This window comes from Photobacterium rosenbergii (assembly GCF_033022775.1).
In the GTDB taxonomy this organism is placed as follows: domain Bacteria; phylum Pseudomonadota; class Gammaproteobacteria; order Enterobacterales; family Vibrionaceae; genus Photobacterium; species Photobacterium rosenbergii_A.
Map to the genome: position 1 here is coordinate 129,305 of NZ_JAWJZI010000002.1, position 26,410 is coordinate 155,714.

The window sequence follows — 26,410 nt, forward strand, 5'->3', positions numbered from 1 at the left end:
TACCCATAAAAGTGCTATTCAGTGTTTTATTTCAACTATTAAAATAACGAGTAATGATATAATAATATGAAGAAGATGATAATAGTTTATTATATTTTGGCTGCGGTGTTGGTTATCTCAGGAGTGAATTATTTCCTTTGGTATATAGACAAGGAAGATGCTGAGATTAAATTAATTGATGAAAATTCACCACAAGACGAATTGTTCTTTGAAGATAATACAGTTGATAAGTTGAACTCCCAAGTTAGCGTAAAAAAGCTTAGAGAGCTGGTTTTAAAAAGCGATTCTGAAATATCTGAGAACATCAACATTAATGATGACCTGAGTAATTATAGTCTAGATAAAATCGAGCAAGATATCCTTTCACTAGAACAGCGCCTGGATAAGGAATTCTAATGCGTATATTTCTTACTGTCCTCTTAATCGCAACAAGCCAATTTACTAGTGCTAGTACGGTTGGCACATTACCTGGTGAACTGGTTGTTGACTCTGGGGTTGCAATGTATCAGATCCCTCTTCAACTGCCAGAAGGTCGCGGGGGGAATACTCCTCAAATCTCTATTACCTACAACAGCCAAGGTGCCCACCATAGCGTGTTAGGCCCTGGTTTCTCGATCTCTGGCTTGAGCGTTATTACTCGCTGTGGTTCAACAGTTGCGACTGATGGCTTTAGGCGTTCACCAAGTTATTCTTATGAAGACAACTTTTGTTTAGATGGGGAGCGACTTATTGCCACCTCCGGTCAAATAGGAAAAAGTGGTTCTGCTTATAAGACTGAACTCGAACAATACAGCAGAATTACCCTAAATGGAGATAGTCTAAATGGTAGTAGTCAATTTACTGTAAAAACTAAATCTGGTGATGTACTGACTTATTCAGGTAATGCAGAGAACTCAGCTTGGATGTTAAGTACCTCTACAGATACGACAGGGAAGAATCCGGTTAAATATCTCTATGATGAAAAAAATCTCATCGTTGAAATAGATTATGATATTTACAAAATAGATTTTAATTATGAAGATCACGGTTATTTAAATATTAATGGTACTGAGTTTAAAATCAATGGTAAAATTATTAGGCAGTATAAAAAGCTGAGTAACATTCAAGTTGAAGTAAATGGAAAAGTAAAAAATACCTATGATTTTAACTATTATGATGGTGACTTTAACGCTAATACCCCAATTAAGATTAAATCGATACAGTACTGTGATGCGGACTCTAACTGTTTACCAGAGACAACGTTTCACTGGGTAAATAAAGCAACTACAGAATTTGATAAAACCACAAAGAAGCAAACGTCATGGGGAGTTACATCAGGCTTTCCTTGGAGCCATTCTGATTATACTCCACTGAACTATTGGGTTGATGTTGATGGAGACAGAAAGCTTGATCTCTGTAAGATCAAGACAAGTGGTAGCCCGTACGAAAATACATATAATACCCATATTGAGTGTGATTTAGGTAATGGGCAAGCATTTAACCACCCGTACACAGCGTGGGGCAAGAAAAAGCAAAACTGGTGGCTGGATATCGATAGTGATGGCAAATCTGAATATTGCTTCATCGATGGCAGCAATCTGAAATGTTCCAGATTCTCTACCACTGGTGTGTCTACATCGTCTATTGCTATGCCTGGAGGGTGGGGGAGTGATAGCGATCGCCGCTGGTGGATGGACGTTAATGGTGATAGCCGGGTGGATTTCTGCCGAAGAGATGGCAGCCTGCTGGTGTGCAGTATCAATAAAGACGGGAAGTCTTTTAGTAATAAGCAGTTTTCTATTTCAGATTGGGGTGACTTAAACAAGTCATGGTGGGTTGATCTTGATGGAAATGGATTCCAAGATTATTGCAGAGGCATTGCTAATTCAGGTGTCGGTGGTACCCTTCGTTGCGACATGTTCAATGGTGCCAAAATTCAAGCCAGCAAGGATTTCAATGTTGATGATTGGGGATATGAAGACAGACGCTGGTGGGTTGATATTAACGGCGATGGCGCCAGTGATTACTGTCGGGCAGTAGGTGACAGCTCTGGGCCAAACAGCAGGCTGCGTTGTTCGTTGGGCTCTGTCGGAAAGGTCTCAGATCTTAAATATGATTTTGAAATCGCCAATATAGACTGGGGCTATAGTGATAGAAGGTGGTGGCTAGATCTTAACCGTGATGGTAAACAAGATTATTGCCGAGCTGTTGGAAGCGGCTCAAATATATTCATGCGTTGTTCCACAATGGATGGCCAAACATCGATTCGTGACTATAGCGTCCAAATTGATGATTGGGGTTACAGTACAAAGCGCTGGTGGCTTGATACAAATAATGATGGCAATATTGAGTACTGTCGTCATACGGGTAAAAAAAGCGGCACGGGCAGTTATTTGAACTGCAGTCAAAATTCAGAGTTTACCCCCCAGAACGTTTCGCTTTCAAGCGTGATCAACGGCCTTGGACATAAGTCCTACGTTCAATTTAAAACATTGAATGATCCGTCTGTGTATACTCCCGCTTTTGCAGAAAACTATGTGTCTGGTATTCCTTTCGGTCATGGAATAGTCAAAAAATCAATTATCCCTTCGAAACCATTTCCTTATATGGATGCAAAAGGGCCAATGTATGTGGTTAGCAAGCTGGCAACAGAAAACGGGAGTGATGCTTCAACATTAAATAGCTATGAGTTTATCTATGGGAAAGCGCTGTTCCATGCTCAAGGGCGGGGCTTTTCAGGCTTTAGCTGGATTGAACAAAAGGAGTCTATCGGTTCGAATCTAGTGAGAACCAGAAATACGGTAAATAACATGTATTATCCACTTTCTGGTACGGTAAAAGAGACATATGAATATTTGGGCGATGAGTCATTACTGAATAAAGCAAGTTATAGCTACGATTCGGAAAAAACACCCATGACAACACAATATACTCAGGTTGCAACTGAGACAATTGTAGCGCTAATGTCAACAGTACCAACTAACGGTGAAGTTGAAGATTTAGAACTTTATAAAGTCAATGGTCAGGAGTATTTAAAGAAACCTGATACGTTTATACCGATAGCGGCTGACATCATGATTCCTGTTGTGATCCCTTCAAATGAGTATTATCGGGTAACACGTGGAAATTCAGTTTCATATAATAGTGATGGATATCCAGTCTATTATGGTGGAGTTCAGAGCTTATCCGCAACAGAAATAGCCCAAGTCCGTTCATTGATATCGGGGGAGACACCAGAGCATTTTAAAGTTGATAGCACGGCTGGCTATCAAACGCTAACCAAGTACAAGAATGTCATGTCGACAGCTGATATCTATCAGGTTGTCCAGTCCCAATCGGTTGAACAAAGTTTCACTGAAGAAGGCGTACTAGTTTCTTCGGTTACCACTGATAATACTGATGTTGACCAGTTTGGGAATGTCGGATTGGTTACGGTTTCGACAACGGCAACAAACCCGGTGACATCTGAGGCTGAAACGTTTACCAAGCAAACGAAGAGCTCATATACCAATGATACGTCCAAATGGCTCTTAGGCCGTTTAACTGCGTCTGAGGCGATGCACACCGATCCAGCAGGTAATACCGAAGTCCGTAAGGCAGCGTTTGAATACAATTCCTCAACAGGGCTTCTCGAGAAGGAAGTTTCAGCAGTAGGCACACCGCTAGAGCTAACAACGGTATATACCCGAAATTCAGAAGGAGAAATTATATCTTCAGAAACCAGTGGATTTGCTGGAACGGAAGGTGTTAAAAGCCGTGAATCATTGACAAGCAAGACTTTCAGTGGCGATACAGTAACTATTGAGACCTCTAATGCTCTAGGTCATAAATCTGTCGAAGAAGCTGAACGCTACAACAATACGACAACGCTTACTGATATTAATGGGTTGGTAGCAAAAAGCCATTTAGATGGGTTTGGCCGTGTCGTTAAGAAGGAAGCCTTGGTAGGGAAACCATCACAGATAGATACGACGGTTCAGTACCTACCTGCTAGCCGTCAGGAATGCAACCTCAAACCCAATAACCTTATTGTCTACTGCGTGGTAACCAAGGTTGAAGGCAGCGGGGAAACCATTCAGTTTTTTGACAAGATGAAACGTGAATGGCGTACAGCGACATTATCAGTAGGAGGTAAGCGTTGGATATTGACTGATACGTTCTACAACACCAAAAACCAGATCGTAAAAGTTAGCCGTCCATATTACCAAGGTGATACGCCACAGTATTCTGAAACAAAATATGATGCGTTAGGTCGGATCAGCTCGGTGTCTGAGCCTGGCCCGGCGGGTAAGGCTGATGTGTATGTTAGCTATGACTATTCACCGCTCAAGGTTACTGAAACCGATGCCCTGAACCGTGAGAAAACCACCTATATGAATGCAATGGGGTGGGTTATTCAGGTTGATCAATCTCGCTTGAGCACTATCAAAAATGAGTACACGCCTACGGGACAGCTGGCCAAGGTTACTAGCGAAGGTTCAGTCATAGCCAATACCTACGATAGCGCAGGTAATAAGCAGTCAACATCGGATCCGGATCTAGGCTTCTGGCAGTACAGCTATGATGCTTTTGGTAATTTGCTTACCCAGACCGACGCTAAAGGGCAAACCGTCAAGATGACTTACGATGCCCTTAACCGAATGACCAAGCGTGTCGATGAAAAGCTAGTGGTTGAAAATAGCAAGCCCAAAAGTCTTTTCACTCAGGCTAACTGGTATTACGACAAGCACAATGCCCGAATCTGGAAAGGTGCCCTGATGCGTGTCGAAAGTCCGGGTTACATGAAAAACTTGACGTATACCAATTTGGGTCAGTTGAATAAAGAGGAGGTCTTTACAACTGAACATACATTTAGCCGTGAGTTTAAATATGATAATTACGGGCGTATTGTTAAAGATATCCGCCCAAACAACTTCACGCTAGAGAATGAGTATGATGCGGTAACAGGTGCCTTGACCGCTGTATGGGGCCATCCGAGCCAGTTTAGCCTTCAGTTTAGTCCTGAAGAATACAACAAGGTAATTAAGCCTTTACTTACCGAAGCGCTTGAGAAAGCATCTGATTATGTCAATAAAGCCCGAGAGCTTGAGGGGCAGGCCATCACATATGGTCAACGTCGTGATGAGTATGAGTGGTTGCTGGATCAGGTTCAGAATATTGCTGGCGGAACGAGCGATATCAATCGTGATGTCAACCATAAAACCTTGACTGTGCACCGTCATCCTTCAGGAGAAGTCTATCTAGAAGTTCCTGATAACTTCATCTTGATCCATAACGATGTCAGTATTCCTTTGTTAACACCGCCTGCCTACCATTTGAAATTGCAAGGCAACCAGCTAAGTAAAGTAAGCCTAGAAGAGTGGGCAAGCATAGCTTCAAGTTTAACCGCGACGGGAGAAACTGCATTCTACGGTGACTACAACAATGACGGCACCTATGATTTGACCATGCTTGGCATTAGTAAAGTAATGCCTGAAATATATGATGATTTAGTTCGGACATATTTTGGACGCCTGAATCAGCTTGCTTCAGAAATTCAGCGATTGGAGTATGTGGAAGATCATACTCAGATGCAGGCAACTAACTATGCGGCCGCAGCTGCACAGCTTGTTACATTGGCTAAGCAAACCATGTTGATTGCATCGCGCTATGATGACTTGGGTGAGCAGAACCAGACTCAATATGATCAGTTAACTGAACTGACTGAGGAGCAGATCCAAAATAATCGTATCTATTACTGGAAGTTGAATAGCCTGGATGCAGAAGGGCGCATCGCCGCAGAAACTTACGGTAACGGTCTTATCAACCAATATGACTTCAATGAAGGAAACGGACAGCTTCAGAATATTGCCACTCATAAAGGTAAGCAAGCACTGCGTTTGCTGCATTACCGCTATGACGCAATGGATAATGTTAAGCTGCGAGAAGATATTGTTACGGGTATTTCCGAAAGTTATGACTATGACGAGCTGGATAGGCTCAAATCTAATCGTATTATCGACACTATTGGATTAAACAAAGATAATCCCCTGTTTAATAAAACAAATAATGTTAATTACCATACCAATGGCAATATTAAATATAAGTCAGATGTCGGTAATTATTCTTATCAAGATGCCAATCACATCCATGCGGTAACCAGGGCGGGTAATCGTACCTACAGCTATGATTTGAACGGCAATATGCAGCAAGGGGACGGTAAAACCTTTGAATGGAGTAGCTTTAACAAGCCGACCAAGATTACCAAGGGAAGTAACTGGGTAACCTTTAGTTATGATCCGAGTCGGGCAAGGTATCTGAAGACTAACCACAATGGTGACAAAACTTGGTATCTGGGCAAGGCTTATGAACGTATCGATCTGAGCAATGGCGATGTTGAGCATAAGCAGTTCATCAATGCAGGTGGCAAGCTGGTAGCTATTAATATTGACAAGAAATCAACTAGGGATGGCACTGAAGCATCAATAGACAGGCAGCTGCGTTACACCCACTCCGATGCGTTGGGTTCGGTTGATTTGGTGACTGATATCTGGGGCAATATCGTTGATCGCAAGAACTACGATGCTTGGGGTAAAGAGCGGAACTTTGTTTGGGATACGGGTGAAACTTTTACTCAGCAAGCCTTGATGACCAATCGTGGTTATACCGGCCACGAGCAGGTTGATGAAGTTGACCTCATCCACATGAATGGCCGGATGTATGACGCCACCATCGGCCGATTTATCAGTGCGGACAGCTTTATTCAGGCTCCGAGCAATAGCCAGTCCTACAACCGCTACAGCTATGTACTGAACAACCCGATGAAGTACACGGATCCGAGCGGACACTTCTTCAAGAAGCTGTTTAAGAAGATCAAGAAGTATTGGAGGACTATTGCAGCAATTGCTATTGCAGTTATTGCTCCATATGCCGCTGCATATATAGCTACCTCTGGAGCAGTTGCAGCTGGTGGCTGGGCTGCTGCAATAGGAACGTTAAGTGCTGGTCAATTAGCTCTTACTGGTTTCGTTGCTGGTGCGATAGGTGGTGCAATAACTGGACGATCGTTTAAATCGGCATTAATTGGAGGAATTGCTGGTGCTGCATTCGGAGCGATGCACTCTTGGGATCCTTCTGGGCTTGAGATGGCTGCCAAAGCTATTGCTCATGGTGCTGCCGGAGGCTTTAGTTCTGTAATGCAAGGCGGTCAATTTGGAGATGGATTTACTTCGGCCTTCGCAATGCAAAGTATCACGCTAGCGGGTGGTTTCAAAGCAATAGGTGCCGCCACAGCACAAACGCTACCCCAAAAGATATACAATGCAATAACAAGCGCAGTAATAGGTGGTACAGTTTCGGCGTTATCAGGTGGAAAGTTCCAGAATGGGGCTGTGAGTGGTGCATTCTCAAGGTTATTGAATGATACATTAGCTTCATTTGCTAACTCTTATAAATCTGCTCATCAGCTCGAGAAAGCGAAATTATCAATTGCTAAAGCTGAAGCTTATGCGCAAGCAAAAACCATCCAACCAATTGTAGATGATCCACTCGGCGTAGCTGTAGACACAGGGGGGATCATAGTTGGCACTGTGGACTGTTTAGCAGTAACTAAGATTGGTTGTGTTGGTGCAGTTATATCAGCTACATCTTTGAAGAGCCGTTGGACTGGACAGAATGATATAGCAAAAGGGGTTGAAAACGTAGCAAGCTTGTTTACAAGTAATGAAAATGCAGTTTCAATAGGAAAAAATAGTGTAATATATATGTCAATAGGGACTTCTGCTCCTGGGGCATTTAAAACTTTTTATTACCTAGGAGGTACTAATTTCAAGCAGGCTTTCTCAATTGGTAATTTAACTGACACTGCTGGCTACTCTATAACGATAAGAGACACATATAGAAATGAGAATAACGAATAATATAGCGAATGTTTTTCTAACAATCATAGTAATTTTGTTAGTTATCTCTCAGTTCGATTTAAAAAAAGTCAAGGGTATAGAAGTACCGGTTATAATATCAAGTTACAAATGCATACCAGAGTCACGACTTGGCTATAGCTTTGAGATTAATTGGTATAAAGTAAATGAACCATCAGTAAGCTATAGCTCAAATATTAAACCTGATGTTGCGCAATGCTACAGTAATTTTGACGATAGGATAAAGGAAGGGAAAAAGGTTATATTGATAGTTGATGAAGAAGAAAATACGTGGGTTGAAGCGATTCGTGATAATGAAGTAACAATTTACACTAGAAAGTAAAAGTTAAAATATTGACAATGTTTTTCTAGTTAAATGACATTAGAAAATTATTTTATATATTTCGATTATTTCTTGCTTCTTTTAATTGTATAATTTTTATCGAACTTTTTATTTTGTGTGTTAGTTAATAATCTGACACGAGAAAAGCAATTTTATAAATATAGGGATAAATGGTTAATTGTGCATGTGATTTTTTATCTTTTACCAAATGTTAAGACTTCACGCGATCCATATTGTTTAGCCAATGTGCTACCGGTACGAGTGATTAAAAGTCGCACATCAGAGCTAAAATGGATGGGCCAGTAGAGAAAAACTATATCAATATTTGTAGTATTACACAATAAAACTGGCTATTGTACCTGTCAGACTATATATAAAAATGTAAAGAGGGATAAATGAAAAAGTATGCTTACCTAGCAGCATTGATGTTCACAACCTCAGTATCAGCGATAAATACTGAAGGTTATGTGACAATAAAAGAAGTGAAATCTTGGGATACAACGATTGATGTATATTTATCTGATGGTCAGGATCATAAGTGCTCAGATACGAATTACAAAACTCGGTTTGTTGCGGACTCAGTGAAAAGTCACCATGTTTCTTTTTTACTAACTGCGTTTAGTGCCGGGAAATCAGTTTCTTTGGCATATAACTGTGATGAAAATGGTTATCCAAAAATCGCAGGTATTCGAATGCGATAAGAATTATTGAGCAATGAAATCTTAGAGCTATTGTTGCCTTAATGGATTTTTTGATAGTTGTAATTATAAACGATGTGGTGAAGCTTATGAAATTTAAGATTATGAAATATATTTTGTTACTTAGCCTATTTTTATCTCTTCCTGTAAACGCACAGATTGTTTCAACGAAAATTGGCCAAATTGATAAAATGTTTGCATATGATGATTATGGTGCAGTCGCAGGTCGAAATGGTTCTGATATAGTTGTTTGGACTGTGACAGGCTTAGCTGCTTGCGAACATGGCGTATGGTTAACACCTGCAGCTCCCGGTTATAGCACTATTACATCATTCTTGCTAACAGCTTATACAACCAAGCAAAAAGTAAGGTTTCAAGTTTATAATGATATAATTTGGAAAGGCTCTACAAAATTTAATTTTTGTCAAATTGATTCTATCAGTTTTGAATGATCTTCATTGCTCATTATTAGCCTGATTTACTATTGGGTTAATAGCCTTTTTACGATTGTTGATGTAATACAACATATTGTGTCTTTAGGTATTACATTAATTAAACTATCTTCGCCCAGGTTGATATTGCAATGAGTTATATGTAGTGATGTGATTTTTATCATAAATTCGTGTTTTAACTAAATCTTGGAGCTGTAACTTTGTTGAGTGAATAAAACATGCTTCACTTACTATTGTTGCTTATAGAAATATTGGGAATGATTAAATATCAATTTAATGTTATTTATTTTATCAAGGCATGAAAATAATTTCTATAAAGTGAGCGGGATTCTATTATTGCAAAGCGTAATGCTTTTCCTTAAAGAGAATAGTTACTTTTTTTAAATTGAAAACATAGTAAGTTTAAATTAAGTCGAATTATTAAGGATGGATAGTGATGTTTATAAAGTTTCTGGCTACGGTTTTTCTACTATTTACAGCGGCTAATTCAAGCGCGCTCGTACGGATTGAGATAAAGCAAAAATTCAGCGTATTCAAGTTGAAGGCGAGGCCATTTTATACCAACAGGTTGATGCATCATTGCGAAGGTTAGGTCGCTTGAATGTCAATGATGGTACAAAAGAGCATTATTCTGCGTTATTAGCCGCACGAGCTTCAGGAAGGGAAGTAATGATTGCATACCCTCATAACAATCATGACTACTCCATTACTGACTTTAAAACCGATGCACACATACTTAGGATTTATGATTAGTACATTGTCATTCAAAATAACTAATGGTTTGTAATAGTTAAAGTATTGAGCTTTTTTAATGTTTTTCTTAGGAAGTGAAAACGTACTTTTGATATATTTATCATATGGAGAATGATTTTTGGGTGTGATTGTAGCGTTGGTATGATCTTTAAATTAATTTTGAAGTTTTTATTTTTATCTACATGTAGTGCAAGTTAATTTGAGAAAGTAGATCGTATTGGTTATTTTCCAACAGTAAATTATTACATTAATAACAGGTTATTATGATTTTAATCATAACTATAAAGAAAGGATATTTATGAGGTTATTAAACATCGTCTTGATTAATGCTATATTTTTTAGTGTGGATGTAGTATCTGGCTCATACTCTGGAAATATTACAAAAATACAATCAGAGGCAATTGGTGATGCATACAATACATTGTATATAAATGTAGATATATCAGACTCTCCTTGCAGTGATACAAATATTAAGGATCGTTTTACTATCGTAAACACAGTTCAACACAGTACGGAATTAGCGGCGCTTATGGCGAGTAAAAGAGTGACCATTCAGTCGAATGGTGTGTGCAGGAATGATATTGAAGAACTAAATTTCATTATGATTCGTGCCATTGAGTAGATCGAATTGTTCGTATACTAAAAAAGTTAACTTAATATATTAATAAAGATAAAGGTTGTATTAAAATGCGTTACTGCTTTATATTATTACTAATTTTTTCATTCAAAGCGACTGCTGACAATGAAAACTACACGGTTAAAAGAGTTGGTGCACATGCCCAACATGGTTGGATATATATTGAAGTAGATAGACTCCCCAAAAATTATGAATGTGGTGGGGATATAAAAGAGTTTGTATGGGAGATACATAACCCAGTTGCAAATAATATTATGTCGATAGCTCTTTCAGCGTTAGTATCAAATAAGACCTTAAGAATAAGGCATGACACAGGTGACTGCGTAGAGAATTATCCATCTGGATCTTGGGCTGCAATTTTACAATAGATGTGATTGAATAAGTAGATTTTTTGTCATGAAGCGTAGTGCGAAAGATGTTAATTATACTGTATAAGTGAAGGTGATGATTTTTGAGGTGATAGATGAAAGGAATAAAAGTATTTATCTTACTAATGTTATTGATTAGTACAAATTCAGCTAGTGCTGGTTCATGTGGTAAAGGGAAAATTAAATCTATACTGGAAGGCGGGTGGAACGATAATGATTATCGTATTGTGATCGACTATTCAGAAGGAGAAAGTGAACATAGCGGTACGGAGCAAAGTAGTTATATAGTCTTCAGAAGTTCTCTTGATCCATCCAGATTAACTGGTATCAAGTCTATCGTTTTAGCTGCGTTTACAACAGGGCAGATAGTTAATACATTCTCACATTATGACGATTGTAGTAATGCAACCCAAGTCTCTGTTTGGAAGTAAACTGTTTATTCTTGATTAAGAATGATACTATTAACACCTAAATTGCCCACAATTAAAATTATCTAGTTCTACTTCACTTTAGCTTCGAAAAACCTATCCTCTCTCAGGGGATAAGGATTAAGTTCAAGAAAGAGAAGAAAATAATAAGTTGTCTGTGCGACATTAATGGCGGCACTAGCTAGTGGTAAAAAGGTTAATTTTGTTATCAATGATAATGACACAGAGTGTGTTGGCCAGCACATACACCTTTTAGCTGACTAGCTGTTGAAATTTATAAAATCGTTTTATTAAAAAGGATAAAGTATGTTTAACAAGACCATGTTTTCTATGTTATTACTGGCCTCAGTGAGTGCCACAGCTCAAATGATTGATAATGATGGTTACTACAAGGTAGAGCATGTCTATTCATGGTCAAATGGAGAGGCTCACATATGGTTGGAAAGCAACGGAGGTGAGCATCAATGCAGCGATAAAACGTATCCAACTCGATATTTAATGTCGAGAAACACTGCTTTAGAATTTGATCACAAATTTTCAATTTTCCTTGCTGCAAAAACATCTGGGCAACCCGTAAAATTGCGCTATGAATGTGACAGTTCGAATATTCCTTTTGTTAAAGCCGTAAGGTTTTAAAGTTTTGTATTGACGTAACTTTTCTATGGCGATATATATGGAATTTACTATTAACAAATAATGCGCATTATAGACTGACGTGAAAGTTATATTCATCTTTTTTATAGTGATGATAATATAAATTCGATTATATTACCAAAGATAAAAATTGCTTAATTGAAGGGCTTATAATGAAAATAATTATTGCTTTATTTACCTTATTTTCCTCCTCAGTACTTGCCTGGTACAATGGAGGCGTAAAAACAACTATTACTGATGTCACTGTGCTGCAAAATGGTGCTTTTTATATTTAGGCCGAGCATGATTTATGTGAGGGTGGGGAAGTGAATAAAGTGGGATATGTCTATTTGAACTCCAATCCAAATAACATCCATCAAACAGAGAATGGTGTGTCAATGTTATTGTCAACAGCATTAACTGCCCAGACAACCCAGCAACCTGTTGTTATTTACGCAGACAACTCTAATGACCAGTGGGGATGCAATATGGGAGCGATTAAAATAACAAGATAACTAGTCTCCAAATTCAAGCTATCTGGCTTAAAATTTGAAAAGGAATTAAAAATGAAAAACCTACTAATAACTGCCATGTTGTTTTTTATGACACCATATGTATTTGGAGCCTGCAATTCCAACTCTTGTTATGGAACCATAGATAGAATTTATTTGACTCACCTTTCAACCGGTGAGATTTGGATCAGGCCAAGTGATTCCCCTTCAGAAGTATTAAATTGTAATCTTAGGGAAGGGGTTTATATGACCTTAAAGCAAAATCATATGCTGTTTGACGAGATATATTCGGCTGCGTTAGCTGCATTGGCAAGCCAAAAAGAGGTAAATCTGAGGATCGCTGAAAATAGCGATGATTGTGAATTAGTCTATTTAATGATTGACAGCTAGAAAACAGGCGCACCAAAGTCTATTGAGAAGATGTTTCGCCTAAAATCCCACCGAGTTGGTCGCCTTTGCTGGTAAAACGACCAGTTGACAATGTTTCCCTAAATTTCTTGTTGACTCGATTAGCTCAATCCGTAGAATGCACCCCATACCGCAACGGGGAACACCTCGTAGGTATTGAAGGCGCGTTGGCAGAGTGGCTATGCAGCGGATTGCAAATCCGTGGACCTCGGTTCGACTCCGGGACGCGCCTCCATTTGCGACACTAGCTCAGTTGGTAGAGCGCAACCTTGCCAAGGTTGAGGTCACGAGTTCGAACCTCGTGTGTCGCTCCAAATATAGAAAAGCCCCAGCAGAAATGCTGGGGCTTTTTCGTTGCGACTTAGCTGTTAAACTTACTCAGCGAGCATGTGGAATTTTGTTATTTTCGGGGCAGTTTCGACACCATGCCCTGGTGAAATCATAGTGCAACCTGAAACTTGAACAATGGCTTGCTTTCCAGATACTAAAGCACTCAATGCAACCGAAATCATTGTCTTACTTCCAGCATCTGTTTCAACGATTATCCCCCTATCTTTAAGCGTACAACCTTGATCCGGTATAGTGCTAGAACCATACAACGCATGCGCGCCACTGTATCTGGATTCTATCGATTTAACTTTCATCGGGGAAGAATTCTCGGCCGCATTCACTGCGAAAGCTGTGATTAAAGCGCACGACCATAATAAATTATAAAATTTCATCTGCTTTATCCATTATTTGCTAGTAACAGCTATTACGATAGAGCTTAAAAAATATAGTAGCAATCGATTATTTTATATTTTATTTATCACTTGGGGTCTATCAACTAATAACAAACGAGGATTAATAATAAATGATCTTTACCTAAACAATTAAAGCAAGGTTTTCTTAAGAAATACTTTTCTAAACAGGCTTTGTTGTTGGGTACAGATTACTACCTTTGGTTAATACATCGAGAGCGCTGACGGCACCCAATTCGTTTGTTAAACCGGCCAGTGGACTATTATGCTGGGCACTAGAAAACAAATATAGGTAACTCATTAATTAAGTCGGTTAGTAATAATCAATTTGTTATACTTATTCGAGTAGATTTAATATCAACCACTTAGTTTGGAAATTAACAAACTAACTTTGGTGTAAGCAGGGAGCAGATATGAAACTCAATTGTGATATGGGCGAGAGCTTTGGCAGCTGGACGATGGGGAAGGATGCCGACGTCATGCCATATATCGACATGGCCAATATTGCCTGTGGATTCCACGCCTCAGACCCTGATCATATGGCCAAGACCATACAATTGGCGGTGGAAGATAACGTCGAGATTGGTGCCCACCCAGGCTACGACGACAAGAGTGGGTTTGGGCGCCGTTCTATCCCCCATAGTGCCGAGGCCATTACCCGATTGGTCGCCTATCAAATTGGTGCGCTCGATGCGCTATGCCAGTTATACGGCGGTGTTGTTAGCTATGTTAAACCGCACGGTGCCCTTTACAACGACATGATGGCACAGCCGTGGATCTTCGAAGCGATTCTCAGTGCCGTTGCTGATTTAAACCCATACCGCTCCACGGCGCTGAAACTGATGATCTTAGCGCGGCGCGATAATCAGCAATATATCAAGTTAGCGGAACAGCGTAACGTAGAGTTGCTGTTCGAAGGTTTTGCCGACAGGGCTTACGATAGCAAAGGCTTACTGGTACCCAGGTCGCAAGCCGGTTCGGTTTACCATGACAGCCAAAGGATTCGTCAGCAGGTTGCTGAGCTAGCCAACGGAAAAATAACCACCATCGACGGTAAGACGCTTGTGCTTGATGTCGACACGGTTTGCGTGCATGGCGACAATGACGAGTCGATAGCGGTGGTCCGGCAGCTTGCAGAGGATCTGGCCAATGTTCAAGGTTGAAGCCGTCTCTGAGTGCAATGCGATAGTGTATTTTGGTGATCACATTGATCTTTCGCTTACTCCAAAGATCAGCCAGTTTGTCGCTTATCTGCAATCTTTATCGCATCCCGCTTTGATCGAGGTGATCCCTTCTTATACCTCGGTGTTGATCCAGTACCGCCCCGATATGATGAGCTACGAGCAGCTTGCTGGTGTGCTGGCCTCTTATTCTGCACATATAGAACAAGCCAGTGACATTACCGAGCACGCATTGGAGTACAAGGATTATCAGCCAAAGCTAATCTCTCTGCCTGTATATTACGGAAACGAGGTTGGCCCTGATTTAGCCTCGATGGCGCACGCTAAAGGGATGAGTGTTGAAGAGGTTATCCAACGCCATAGCCAACAGGTTTACACGGTTTGTGCCATCGGCTTTGCGCCGGGTTTTGCCTTTCTTGCATCGGTTGATGAGTCCATCGCGACCCCTCGCCATAGCGAGCCACGTAAGTGGGTCCCAGCTGGCAGTGTAGGCATCGCCAATCAGCAAACGGCGGTATACCCAAATGATTCTCCGGGTGGGTGGCAGATTATCGGCAACTGCCCGCAGATTTTATTTCAGCCTGACCAATCACCCATGACGCCTTTTCAAGTTGGCGATAAGGTGCAATTTTCACCAATACCCAAGGACGAGTTCATCGCTCAAGGAGGACAGTTATGCCCACAATGGAAGTGATCCGGCCGGGTATGCTTACTTTGATCCAAGACACCGGGCGCTATGGTGCGGGGGCGCAGGGTTTAAGCCAGGGTGGCGCAGTTGATCTGCATGCGTTTTGCTGGGCTAATTATCTGCTAGCCAATGATGCCAATAGTGCGATGTTGGAAATTACGCTTGGTCAAGCTGAATTCCATGTCCTGCAAGACTGCCACATCGCGGTGACAGGCGCGGACATGCAACCGCAGCTAGATGGTGTCCCTTTACCTATGTGGCAAAGCATTGAGGTAAGAAAAGGACAGCGGATCGTGTTCGGTTTTGCTCGCTCAGGGCTTAGGGCCTATTTGGCTGTTCAGGGCGGGTTTAAGGTTCCTATTATTCTTGGTAGTGCTTCCTGTGTACCGCGAAACCAATTGGGTGGCTTGCACCAAGGAACAGGTCTTGAAAAAGGGGATACCTTATCGGCAAGGCAGGTATCAGTGAGTGCCTTGCAACAGCAAGATAGGCTGTCGGTTAGCCGCCAAGCGTCTGCGCGATTTATTCCCGACTACAATCAGCCCATCCAGTTGCGGGTGATAGAGTCCTACCAGCAGGCAAGCTTTTCAGATAGTAACAAGCAGCGCTTTTATTCGGGGCACTATACTGTTAGTCAGGAAACAGATCGTATGGGCTGCAAGCTGGCAGGAGAGCCAATTCATGCGAAGGTTGAAGGGATTGTGTCGGAAGGGATAGCACTTGGGGCGATTCAAATTCCTCCCAATGGTCAACCCATTGTCTTGCTCAATGACAGACAAACACTTGGTGGATACCCCAAATTAGGCTGTGTGGCCCGGATTGATTTACCTAGACTGGCGCAGGCAAGACCGGGTACCGAAGTCATGTTTAAACGTGCTACATTGGCAGAAGTCATTGAGCAATGGCAGCAGTTTTCGCGTTTTTTTGGTTTATCGCTTTGAGTGAGCGTTCGAGAGGTAAATGCAGTTTTATGTATATTTTTGGTTATGGCAGTTTGATTAACCACGCATCACGTTTGCTAACCGGCCAGGCAAAAGAAGCCCAGCCAGCCACCGTCCATGGGTTGCAACGCCATTGGGGCAAGGTCGATGGCTCTTACCGTATTTCCCCCTTGGTCGCAGCACTGGGTGATGGCCACTGTAATGGTGTGCTTGTCAAAGTGGATGAAAAAGTATTGCAGCAGTTTGATCATCGCGAAAGAGGTTACCGTCGCATAGAGCTTGATCCTGCTCAGGTTAAATCTCAGCAACCTTTAAGCGGGGATTTGCCGGTTTGGGTTTACACCAAAGAGGATCATGAACCTCCTTGTCCTCTCCAGCCGATCATGCAGACCTATGTCGATACGGTATTAGCAGGCTGCCTGTCAATATCGAGTTCCTTTGCCAACAGATTTGTCGAGACGACAATTGGCTGGCATCATCCTCTGGAAAATGATCGTCACCAACCTAAATATGGCAACCATGTCGGTGTGCATGAGGATCATCTCGCACATATCGATCAACTTCTGTCGCAGGTAAGAACAAAGCATCATCATGGCAAAACCTAATAAAAAAGGCCCAACCAAAACTGTTGAAATCTATTGTGCAGGATGTAAAGCCAAGTTGTACAAATACCGTAAAGGTGGCAAAGGGGCGTTGGTGAAATGCTTTAAAGAGCGGATCGTCAAAGACTTTACCCTGCAAGAAGGAGTGTGCCCCAGCTGCGAACAAACTTTTGCCCGTGATACGTTAATTCGAGGCGCTCCCGCCCTGAAAATGATCGGGGGTAAAGTCTCGATGAAGTAGGCTCAGTCGTTGTTCGGGGCGGGCATGGCCGTGTTCATTGAAAACTGGCTTGCCGGGGGACACACCTTTTTATTGCTAAGCATTACGGCCTTGAGATCCAATATTTTGCGTTTGTAGGTGGCACGTACCAATTGGTAATCAATGTCTGGTGAGAACCACATGACAAATTGACGGTCACTCTTTCTAATTTGCTCAACCCGAATCGCATTGATGCTGCCAAAGTTGGAATTAATCCTTTCTTTGCCTTTTACTTGAAAGTAGTAGCGGTTTACATCGTCGGTATCTTGCAGGTTGTACTCAAATTGGGTTTTGCCTTCGATTAACCCCAATCGCATTTGGCTACCAATGGCATCTGCATCGAGCAGGGGCAGGGTGTCGCTAGTGAACGAGGAGACTTTGCCATCGACGGTGACTTTGGACGACCTGCCATCATTTTTGAATAAGACATTAGAGCTGCCGCCTAGCAAGCCTTTTACTTCCCGGCGAAAACCTTTAGACAGGAAACTTTGCTGTTCTTCCGACCAATAGACTTGGCTTTGTTGGTTGAAGCGGGTTTTGGTCGCTAGTACCTCGATATTGCTATAAGCGTTGATTTGCGCTTGTTTGTCCTGCCAGCGCAATACTCGGGTCATCTGGCCTATTTTCAAATTGTTGAAAAATAGTTGATACGTCAGTGTTTTCGTACACTGATGGAAGGCCGGGGGCGGCTCGGCATGAGCCATGGCAGAAGTGAAAGGGCTGAGGTAGGCCAATATAAAGATATAAGGTATCACCCGCACACTCGCACCTTCTCAACTAAATCGCGCTAGACAATGTAATTAAGTTAGCAGGGCGGGCACTAATATGCCAAATTGGCCTGTCTTAATAACAGGCCAGAAGTGAGTTTTAGGTATTGAGCCGGGTTATTTAGACTGGCTATTTAAGCAGGCGCTTGAGGATTTTTCCCGTCGCTGTCATTGGTAACTCTTCGGTAATTTCAATCAAGCGCGGGTATTTGTAGTCAGCGAGGCGTTCTTTACCCCAAGCCACCAGCTCTTTTGCTGTGACAGCCGCATTTTCCTTCAGGATGATAAAGGCTTTAGCTTCTTCACCGTATGTCTTGTGAGGAACGCCAATGACAGCAATCATCTGAACATCCGGATGGGCCATAAAGGTTTCTTCGATATCACGAGGGTAAATGTTGAAGCCACCACGGATGATCACCTCTTTCAAGCGGTCGACGACATATACATAGCCTTCATCGTCCATGCGAACGATATCACCGGTGTGGAGCCATCCGTTGACCACGGTTTTAGCCGTTTCTTCAGGTTTCTTGTAATAGCCCTTCATCACGTTATGACCACGTATAAGGAGTTCACCTTCTTTGCCACGGGGAACCTCTTCGCCATTGTCATCGACAACTTTCATGGCAACGCCTGGCAAAGGCTGGCCTATACTGCCAGGTTTACGCTCATACTCCAGGTGGTTGAAAGCGGCAACTGGCGAGGACTCGGATAAGCCATAACCTTCGATGACGGGTACTTTTAGTTTCTCTTCGAACTGCTTAAGGATCTCTACAGGCATAGAGGCACCGCCCGAGATGGCGACTTTGAGGTTATTTGCGATTTCATCAATATCAGCGTTGCCATGTTTTTCAGCAAAGGCAAGCAGCCCCATGAACATGGTAGGAACACCAGCCATATGTGTCACTTTATGCTTGTGCATTTGCTGGAAGACATTTTTGGGCACAAAGCGCGGGATCAAAACCAGAGCGCTACCGGCCAGCATTGAAGTGTTCATGATGAGCGACTGGCCGAAGGTATGGAACAGCGGCAGGATGGCGATACTGACATCAGAGCCTTTTTGGTTCGTTAGAGCTTGGCAGGCCTGGGCGTTACACAGCATGTTGCTCTGGCTGAGCTCAGCCCCTTTAGCGCGTCCTGTGGTACCAGAGGTATATAAGATCACACAGGTATCTTCTGCGCGTCGGTATACCGCTTCGAAGTCCTTGCTTCCGGTATTGAGCCATTGGTTAAAGCTGTAGGCACCTTCAGGTAAAGGTTCGCCGCTGCCGGATTCAATAGAGATGAAATGTTGGCAACCAGGGGTTTGACTAAATCCTTCGAAACAATGGTTACCACTTGGTAGTGCGCTGTTTCCCTGGAAACTGATGATAGCCACTGCGTCGGAGTCATTGAGGTGGTAGGCCACTTCAGGCCCTTTGAGCATGATATTGAGTGGAACAGTGACGGCCCCAACTTTTTGAATCGCGTAATAGCCGATAACAAAAGCAGGCATATTCGGACAAGAAATGGCCACCTTGTCATCAGCTTTAATACCAATTTCACAAAGGTGGTTGGCTATGGCATTGACCATGTTGTTCAGAGTGCGGAAGTTGATTTTCTCATCATTGAAAATCAAAGCGGTGTCGTGTGATCGGAAATCGGCGTTGCGTTCAAGGTTGGTGGCTAGGTTATACATAGACTAAGCTGCTTTGAGTGTTTGTTATTGATTTTAATCCCTCTAAAAAGCCACGGCTAGCGAATACCAACCGAAAATAAGTATTTGATCAATCTTGGTGGTTACCGTACAAAACTTCAGCAGTATACTTGGCTTAGGGCTCATTAGATCTCAAGGTAATGCAAATGGAACATGGCTTATCTACCAGTCCGCTAATAGCCGCTTTGGTGGGAATGATGTTGTTGGCCGCGGCTTTGTTGCTGATTGCCAACCGATTGAAATGGCCATTTACAGTTTTACTGGTCATCGCCGGGGGACTGCTTCACGCTAGTGGTGTGGACTCGTGGGCTGGGCTGGATCACTTTTCCCAACCGGATGTGGCGACCGAGATCATTCTGGTGATCTTGTTGCCCACGCTGATTTTTGAAGCGGCTTTTAATCTGGATGCCAACCGCCTCAGATATAACTGGTTAGCGATCTTTACCTTGGCCGTACCCGGCACAGTCATAACCACTTTGCTCATCGGCACTATTGTGGCGCTACTCACCCCCTTATCTTGGGAAGTCGCTTTTTTGCTCGGAGCTTTGCTCAGCGCTACCGATCCGGTATCGGTCATCGCCCTGTTCAAAAAGCTGGGTGCCCCCAAAGATCTGACCTTGTTGATGGAGGGAGAAAGCCTGTTCAACGATGCAACCGCTATTATCCTTACCAAGCTTCTGTTGGCGGCGTTACTTACGGGGATCGGCATGCCCGATGCGGTGCTGTCAGGTCTGTTAAGTTTCGTCGTTATCGTGATGGCCGGTATTGTGATCGGCGGCGTGCTGGGAGTGGCATTTTCCTGGATTGCCGGACAGGTCGATGATCAGCCTTTTGTCGAAATTACCCTGACACTGGTACTGGCTTATGGCTCTTACCTACTGGCCAATGTGTTGGGCGGGAGTGGGATACTGGCAACAGTAACAGCAGGGCTGGTGATGGGTAGTATTGGGCGGCCCAGGCTCTCGACCTCAGCTTACCGCTATTTGGAGCACTACTGGTCATATACCGCCTTTGCAGCTAACTCTCTGATTTTCTTGTTGGTAGGGCTCAGGGCCGATCTCGGGGTCATCATGGAAACCGGGCCGATCCTGCTGGTGGTGCTCTTTGCCATGCTGTTTTCCCGAGCTGCCTTGATCTATGGCCTGACTCCCTTGATTGGGCGTGTTTCTCGCAATAGTCACCCAATTAGCTATCCCCTACGCCATTTACTGTTCTGGGGGGGATTGCGCGGAGCGGTGACCCTCGCCTTGGCGTTGAGCCTTGAGCACACTTTTGCGCTCGGGGAGACCCTCGTGGCACTGGCCACCGGAGCAGTGTTATTCACCATACTTGTGCAGGGCCTTACGATGGGGCGCCTTGTGCAGCGTCTCAAGCTCGACAAGCCTGAACTAAGCCATCAACTGATGCGTATGGAAGGGTGGCTCAGTGCCTACCATAAGGCAAAGTCAGAGTTGGAGAAAATCAAGCAAACGCAGGCTGCTAACTCAACCTCCCTTGATGATATGCTGCGCAGCATTGATGCGGCAATTGTGCGGCTCTCATCGGAGTTAAAAGAACAGCGAGTCGAGAAGCTCGATCTCGAGACTGACTGGCGTTTGTTTTTGACCCGCTGTTTTATGATTGAAAACACTTTCCTACATCAGTTATCAGAAAACGGCTATCTGTCAGAAAGTGCTTTTTTGCGCCTCAGAGCGTCTATTCTGCAACAACTTGATGCCCTGCGACATGATTATCCACTGCCGGAACATAAATTCCTGATGAACCGCTCAAAGCCTAACAATTTGCTGATGCGCTGTTTTCTCGGGAGAGAAGAATTTCGTCGTTGGTACGGAAAAGAGGAGTACCTCGAAGCTTGGGGACGAGCCCAGAGCTGCAAGCATTTGTTGAACGTCCTAAAGGATATGGAGCGAAATGATGAGATTGCAGATGTACAAATACCAAGGGCCAAGGAGCTCTACCAGAGCTGGTTGGTTAGCTCTGAGTCGCAAATGAATAAGATAAAGGATATCTACCCCGAATCGATTCGGTCTTTGGGGACCCAGCAACTAAAATCCCTGGTCATCAACATTCAATGCCAGGCCATAAAGCGGCAGGTGCGAGCCGGTGCCCTGACAGAGGGTATAGCCGATGTTATGTTACAAGAGTTGAGCAGCGAATTGATGCATGCCCGAAGAGGGGACTTTTCTTTGTTGCCGGGGCGCATTACTGGATTACTCAGCCGAACTAAGCTCCTGCACCGCACATCCCGTTATTTTTAGCCTATGGTGACCGGCAATCGTTGGGCGCTTTCCAGTCTGCCGAGTAAACACCGAACAGTGGTGGCGGAGATTTTTCTCTCTAGGTAAAAAATAATTTTTGTGGCAGAGATATGTTTTATATTTCAGGAAATTATATTTTGAATATGAAACGGCCAAATCAACAGACTTAAATGCCGAAAGTAACTCTTTGAATTTTAAAGTGCGTAAAATCGACCCTTAGCGGATAAATGTGACAATATCAGGACTATTATTTGACGATTTTCTTAACGCCTCCTATTTTTATTTGGGCTCAATCAATAGAGGTGTGGAAAGATGAAGAAAATGAACTCGGCTTACCGCTTGCAAATCATCAAAGAAGTAGCGACTCGACGTCGCTTGACGACAGGTGGCGATCCGATGGCATGCCACATTTCGAAATTGATTGAATCCAACAAGCAAGAATCGACCGTTGTCGAGAAACACTATACGGGGTGTCATTATGATGATGCCGTGGGCGGTTGGGTGAGTAATCTCTGGGATCAAAAAAAATAGCAATAATTTCAGGTACTCGAGCGGTAAGTCACCGCTCGATTGATGTGAGTCATAGAGTAATTAGCGTTAAAACCGGATAACTACTGGCACAATAGGGACGACTCAGGTACATTTCCCCCGTCTTGAATTGTTAGGTCGTCCAATGAACCACGTAGAGTTAGATAACTATTCCCGCAAGTGGATTTTCACCCACGCATCTATGCCAGTTGCCGAATCAGACTTGGCCTTAATCAAACCCTTTACCCAAGCACGATCTGCCCAGATCTGGGGGGAGCATGTCAGTCGTCAAAGCCCTGATGCTGATCATTTTGAAAAAGGGGATTGGGCACATAACGACAAGATCTGGTCTGCACCTATTGATTGGCAACAAGCTTGGGATAGCGACGAACCTGAAATGCCGGAAGAGCTGTTGGATTTTCTTGATTGGGAAGATAACACCACCGTGTTCTTCTGCTACGAAAAGTACAATGTGATTGAAACAAAATGGGATGTGTTCAAGCGCAATTGGAAAAATTTCCTGTTCTTTGATGATGGTCCAATGTTGCTAGGCCGGAAAAAAACGCAGGCCGTTTGGTTCAGCTCAAAAGGTACATTTCGTTTAGCTAACCGCTAATCGTTACTCCGGTTCAACGATTGCTCGCTACCACCGAAAAGCGCTTTATGGTGGTAGCGGATCCCTCAATGATTAATTGATAACTTTCAATTTTCATCGGCATAGCAATAGATTCCATTATTTCATTTGTCGTATCTTGTATAGATGAACTGTTTTGCCCCTCAGATAAGACAATATCGAATTCGTCCCCGGCGATACAGGCAACAACATCGTGGCGATGGATCTCGCTTATTGTGTGGTTGTTAAGCCAAGATCACTTTCTTGTCGTCATCAAGCGGTCGATATTTTGAGTCGCTTTTGACATGTTCTTCTGCGATGAGTGAACCGAGTGATGGTTTGAGATTAAAGGCTGCTGCTGAGGTTTTCCGGTCACAATAAAGATCCTGGCCCCGAGTTTGCTGGTACGCACTTCAATCGGTAATGGTGACTGGCTTAGGGTTGCCATTTGATGATTATGGAGCTGGCTGCCGCTGATATACACGCTACCAGAGCGAAGATAGACAAATCCTGCCAGTTGCTCAGGGTCGGTGTCGAAGTACCAACATCCATATGGCGCAATCATTATATCGAGGAATGTCATGGGAATACTGTATTTCGCAGGGCTTGCGATGCCCTTATAGCTCCCGATAATCACTTTCGTTGTCGAGTCATGCTCTTCGATAAGCGGCAATTGTTGGGTATCAAAATTAATACAGCTAGCCGGTGACATTTCCATTTGCCCTGCAGGCAGAATGGTACCCAGGCAAAAGGATTCCACTTGCCCGTTTTGCGGCGTCATGATGTCCTTATGAATAATACCATCACCTGATGTCATAATATGGACATCGCCACTGGCAAGGGTGACGTGGTTGCCTGTAGAGTCATGATGGCTAAGTTTGCCGATCACAGGATAGCTGACAGCATCAACCCCTGAGTGGCTCTGATAGTTGAGGCGTTTGGAATGTATCAGCGCTTTAGCGGTGTAATGATCCCATTGCACAAACGGGTTTAGCTGCTCGAGCTCAGACTGCCTGATAAATGTTGTGTATAGGCCACGCTTTCTGCCAAAACGGATTTTTTGTACGGTTCTTGTCTTTCTCATGGCGTTGACCAATATCGTGATGCGACGATGAGCATGCACTCTGATTAACAGGGAAGAGAAACATGCTGCAATCATGAAATTGATACAATAAATCTTAGACCCAAGACTGGGGCTTCACCATGCTAATTCATGAAAAAAAACAGAAAATTGACAGTTTGTCGTGGGAGAAGACAAAAACGGAAACCGCACTGGGTTTCCGTTTAGAGAGATAATCGAATGGATTATGGATTAAAACGAGCGGCTATATTGCAGGCCGACCATGATCGCATCCGAACGCGTGGTCGCATCGGTAATAGACGGTACCGGTAAAGCGTCGTTGAGCGTTTCGTCGAATGTAACATCTTCACCGATCAAATAGGTGAAGCCGAAATCGATATTTTGCTTATGGTCAATGTGGTAGGTGAAACCTGCAGAAAACCATTGGCGATCCGAGTCTGGGATCGAGATCGACTTAATCTCATCGGTCGCTGCGATGTCGTACATGTACCCGGCACGCAGTGTCCAGTCATTGTTGAGGTAATAGGTACCACCGACTGAAACATGGCCAGCATCTTTCCAAGCGTATTCCTTGTTGATACCCGCAATTTGCAGCGAGTCAAAGGCGCTCCACTCGACCCATTGCAGGCTGTAGTGTGCGGCAAATTTATCGCTCAAGCGGTGGTAGCCAGAGAATTCGGCCATATCAGGTAGAGGCAAGTCCATTGAGTTAGCTGTAGATAGGCCGCCTTTGACATCCCCTTCGGCTTTGACTGTCGGGCTGTAGCGGTAGCTCAGGCCGAAGCGGTGGTTTTCGTTCATCTCGTAAACCAAGCCGGCATTCCAGCCTAGCCCCACGCCGGATGCATCGACATCGACGACATTAGCTTTGATATCTTGACATTGTGTGCCGATAAATGGGAGGTTGGCACATCCTTGCGCATCAAAATCACGGGATAGCTCACCCATGCCGTAGATAATGTCGAGCCCGGCACCGATGCTCCATTGCTCGTTGAGGCGGTAAGATAAGCTGGCACCCAGGTTCATGCTCATCACGCTGGTTTTGCCGCCGAAAATAGACGCGGCAAAGTCATCCTTGAACTCGGTCGTGGTCCCGAAGTTGGAGTAGGCCGACAGGCCCCAGGCCCATTTGTCGTTGAGTGGCATGACTAGGTGTACGTTGGGCACGAAAGAGGTACCACCAATATCGTTAGTGCCAGAGATATCGTAACTTTCGAATCCTAGCGAAGGGTCACTGATGTTAAATACTGGCTGGTTGTAAGTACCAGATTTTACGCGGACATCAGCTTCGATAACGTTGAAGCCAATGGAAAAGTTGGCTTCCTTAAATAGTGCCATTGCGGCCGGGTTGCGCGCTGCAACAGAGGCATTGTCAGCGATAACTGCATCACCGGCAAATGCACGGCCAAGGCCCGTTGCTGATTGGCTATTGAGCTGGAAACCGGCTGCCATAGTTTGTGCAGACGTAACAGAGAGTGCTGTTAATACAGCACAGGATAACAAACGCTTCTTGAACATAGAGAATTCTTTAGTTTTTATGTAATTTGGTATATTGCGAACGATGCTGCTGCATATATTCGGGGCGGATTTTAGGTGGCTGGTTAATGACTACAAATCAGACCAGTTAAAATTAAAATGTTGTCGGTTTGTTGTTAGTGAAAATATTAATCTGGCTAACAAGAACGATAATTTTAGGGGCGTATTTAAGGTGGGTTGTTTAAACTAAAAATAAAGTAAATACTCTATAATTTCACATTGGTTACTTACTCTATGTATATGCTTAGGCTAAGCGTATGTTTTTAATGATTTGAACAACTCCATAATTTACCATAATGGCATAAATTCGTGACTATGCCTGTTGTTTTTATTTTACTGCGTTCAGTTGCGGATAGTTCCAGTATTTCATGCTTAATCTTCTAATTAATGACCAAGGTGCCTTTGCGTATTCTAAAT

Annotated in this window: 23 protein-coding genes and 2 tRNA genes; 20 read left to right on the forward strand and 5 right to left on the reverse strand. The window is 43.3% G+C overall.

Going from position 1 to position 26,410, the window contains the following annotated elements; translation table 11 throughout:
• Positions 1-66 precede the first annotated feature (66 nt).
• The 12 genes from R2X38_RS04840 to R2X38_RS04895 all read left to right on the forward strand — a co-directional run bounded on the left by R2X38_RS04840 (position 67) and on the right by R2X38_RS04895 (position 13,420).
• Positions 67-396, forward strand: a complete 330-nt coding sequence (locus tag R2X38_RS04840; protein ID WP_317521025.1) for a hypothetical protein — start codon at positions 67-69, stop codon at positions 394-396.
• On the forward strand, positions 396-7,877 hold the full coding sequence (locus tag R2X38_RS04845; RefSeq protein WP_317521026.1) for an RHS repeat-associated core domain-containing protein: 7,482 nt from the start codon (positions 396-398) through the stop codon (positions 7,875-7,877). The genes R2X38_RS04840 and R2X38_RS04845 overlap by 1 nt, the downstream gene beginning before the upstream one ends.
• The gene (locus R2X38_RS04850) at positions 7,861-8,217 is read left to right on the forward strand and encodes a hypothetical protein (RefSeq protein ID WP_317521027.1); all 357 of its coding nucleotides are present in this window, start codon (positions 7,861-7,863) and stop codon (positions 8,215-8,217) included. Before R2X38_RS04845 ends, R2X38_RS04850 begins: the two co-directional genes overlap by 17 nt.
• Positions 8,218-8,612: 395 nt before the next feature.
• Positions 8,613-8,918: a hypothetical protein gene (locus R2X38_RS04855; RefSeq protein WP_317521028.1), complete on the forward strand. Its 306-nt coding sequence runs from the start codon at positions 8,613-8,615 to the stop codon at positions 8,916-8,918.
• An 86-nt stretch (positions 8,919-9,004) separates the two neighbouring features.
• On the forward strand, positions 9,005-9,367 hold the full coding sequence (locus tag R2X38_RS04860) for a hypothetical protein (protein ID WP_317521029.1): 363 nt from the start codon (positions 9,005-9,007) through the stop codon (positions 9,365-9,367).
• Between the two features lie 1,051 nt (positions 9,368-10,418).
• A complete protein-coding gene (locus tag R2X38_RS04865; protein WP_317521030.1) occupies positions 10,419-10,742 on the forward strand; it encodes a hypothetical protein in 324 nt (107 codons plus the stop codon).
• A gap of 65 nt (positions 10,743-10,807) precedes the next feature.
• Positions 10,808-11,125, forward strand: coding sequence for a hypothetical protein (locus R2X38_RS04870; protein ID WP_317521031.1), 318 nt, complete (start codon positions 10,808-10,810; stop codon positions 11,123-11,125).
• Between the two features lie 95 nt (positions 11,126-11,220).
• Entirely contained in the window at positions 11,221-11,556 is a 336-nt protein-coding gene (locus tag R2X38_RS04875) for a hypothetical protein (protein WP_317521032.1), read from the forward strand.
• 303 nt (positions 11,557-11,859) lie between these two features.
• Complete coding sequence (locus tag R2X38_RS04880) at positions 11,860-12,189, forward strand: hypothetical protein (RefSeq protein WP_317521033.1); 330 nt, start codon at positions 11,860-11,862, stop codon at positions 12,187-12,189.
• A gap of 563 nt (positions 12,190-12,752) precedes the next feature.
• Positions 12,753-13,088, forward strand: a complete 336-nt coding sequence (locus tag R2X38_RS04885) for a hypothetical protein (protein WP_317521034.1) — start codon at positions 12,753-12,755, stop codon at positions 13,086-13,088.
• A 179-nt stretch (positions 13,089-13,267) separates the two neighbouring features.
• Positions 13,268-13,341 (forward strand) — tRNA-Cys (locus R2X38_RS04890).
• Positions 13,342-13,344: 3 nt separating this feature from the next.
• Positions 13,345-13,420, forward strand: a tRNA-Gly gene (locus tag R2X38_RS04895).
• Positions 13,421-13,480: 60 nt separating this feature from the next.
• Here R2X38_RS04895 and R2X38_RS04900 read toward each other — a convergent pair.
• Positions 13,481-13,828 carry a hypothetical protein gene (locus tag R2X38_RS04900; protein WP_317521035.1) on the reverse strand — a complete coding sequence of 116 codons (348 nt, stop codon included), beginning with the start codon at positions 13,826-13,828 and terminating at the stop codon, positions 13,481-13,483.
• 431 nt (positions 13,829-14,259) lie between these two features.
• Between R2X38_RS04900 and R2X38_RS04905 the strand changes: the two genes are divergently transcribed.
• From R2X38_RS04905 to R2X38_RS04925, 5 genes are read left to right on the forward strand one after another with little or no spacing between them, the layout of a single operon-like run.
• Positions 14,260-15,009 carry a 5-oxoprolinase subunit PxpA gene (locus R2X38_RS04905; protein ID WP_317521036.1) on the forward strand — a complete coding sequence of 250 codons (750 nt, stop codon included), beginning with the start codon at positions 14,260-14,262 and terminating at the stop codon, positions 15,007-15,009.
• On the forward strand, positions 14,996-15,721 hold the full coding sequence (gene pxpB, locus R2X38_RS04910) for a 5-oxoprolinase subunit PxpB (protein WP_317521037.1): 726 nt from the start codon (positions 14,996-14,998) through the stop codon (positions 15,719-15,721). Before R2X38_RS04905 ends, pxpB begins: the two co-directional genes overlap by 14 nt.
• Positions 15,703-16,656, forward strand: coding sequence for a biotin-dependent carboxyltransferase family protein (locus R2X38_RS04915; protein ID WP_317521038.1), 954 nt, complete (start codon positions 15,703-15,705; stop codon positions 16,654-16,656). The genes pxpB and R2X38_RS04915 overlap by 19 nt, the downstream gene beginning before the upstream one ends.
• 29 nt (positions 16,657-16,685) lie before the next feature.
• Positions 16,686-17,261: a gamma-glutamylcyclotransferase family protein gene (locus R2X38_RS04920; protein WP_317521039.1), complete on the forward strand. Its 576-nt coding sequence runs from the start codon at positions 16,686-16,688 to the stop codon at positions 17,259-17,261.
• Positions 17,248-17,499 (forward strand): hypothetical protein, encoded by a 252-nt coding sequence (locus R2X38_RS04925; protein WP_317521040.1) that lies wholly within the window; start codon positions 17,248-17,250, stop codon positions 17,497-17,499. Before R2X38_RS04920 ends, R2X38_RS04925 begins: the two co-directional genes overlap by 14 nt.
• A 2-nt stretch (positions 17,500-17,501) precedes the next feature.
• Here the strand turns inward: R2X38_RS04925 and R2X38_RS04930 are convergent, their stop codons facing one another.
• Positions 17,502-18,278 carry a DUF3108 domain-containing protein gene (locus R2X38_RS04930; RefSeq protein ID WP_317521041.1) on the reverse strand — a complete coding sequence of 259 codons (777 nt, stop codon included), beginning with the start codon at positions 18,276-18,278 and terminating at the stop codon, positions 17,502-17,504.
• 136 nt (positions 18,279-18,414) lie between these two features.
• On the reverse strand, positions 18,415-19,959 hold the full coding sequence (locus R2X38_RS04935) for a long-chain fatty acid--CoA ligase (RefSeq protein ID WP_317521042.1): 1,545 nt from the start codon (positions 19,957-19,959) through the stop codon (positions 18,415-18,417).
• A 164-nt stretch (positions 19,960-20,123) separates the two neighbouring features.
• Between R2X38_RS04935 and R2X38_RS04940 the strand changes: the two genes are divergently transcribed.
• From R2X38_RS04940 to R2X38_RS04950, 3 genes are all read left to right on the forward strand, one after another.
• Positions 20,124-22,235, forward strand: a complete 2,112-nt coding sequence (locus tag R2X38_RS04940) for a sodium:proton antiporter (RefSeq protein WP_317521043.1) — start codon at positions 20,124-20,126, stop codon at positions 22,233-22,235.
• Between the two features lie 312 nt (positions 22,236-22,547).
• Positions 22,548-22,766 (forward strand): hypothetical protein, encoded by a 219-nt coding sequence (locus R2X38_RS04945; RefSeq protein ID WP_317521044.1) that lies wholly within the window; start codon positions 22,548-22,550, stop codon positions 22,764-22,766.
• A 142-nt stretch (positions 22,767-22,908) separates the two neighbouring features.
• Positions 22,909-23,379: a DUF2947 domain-containing protein gene (locus tag R2X38_RS04950; RefSeq protein WP_317521045.1), complete on the forward strand. Its 471-nt coding sequence runs from the start codon at positions 22,909-22,911 to the stop codon at positions 23,377-23,379.
• A gap of 253 nt (positions 23,380-23,632) precedes the next feature.
• Here R2X38_RS04950 and R2X38_RS04955 read toward each other — a convergent pair whose 3' ends face one another.
• Together R2X38_RS04955 and R2X38_RS04960 are read right to left on the reverse strand one after the other, a co-directional pair.
• Positions 23,633-24,460, reverse strand: coding sequence for a pirin family protein (locus tag R2X38_RS04955; RefSeq protein WP_317521046.1), 828 nt, complete (start codon positions 24,458-24,460; stop codon positions 23,633-23,635).
• A gap of 228 nt (positions 24,461-24,688) precedes the next feature.
• Complete coding sequence (locus tag R2X38_RS04960; RefSeq protein ID WP_317521047.1) at positions 24,689-25,975, reverse strand: outer membrane protein transport protein; 1,287 nt, start codon at positions 25,973-25,975, stop codon at positions 24,689-24,691.
• Positions 25,976-26,410: the final 435 nt, after the last annotated feature.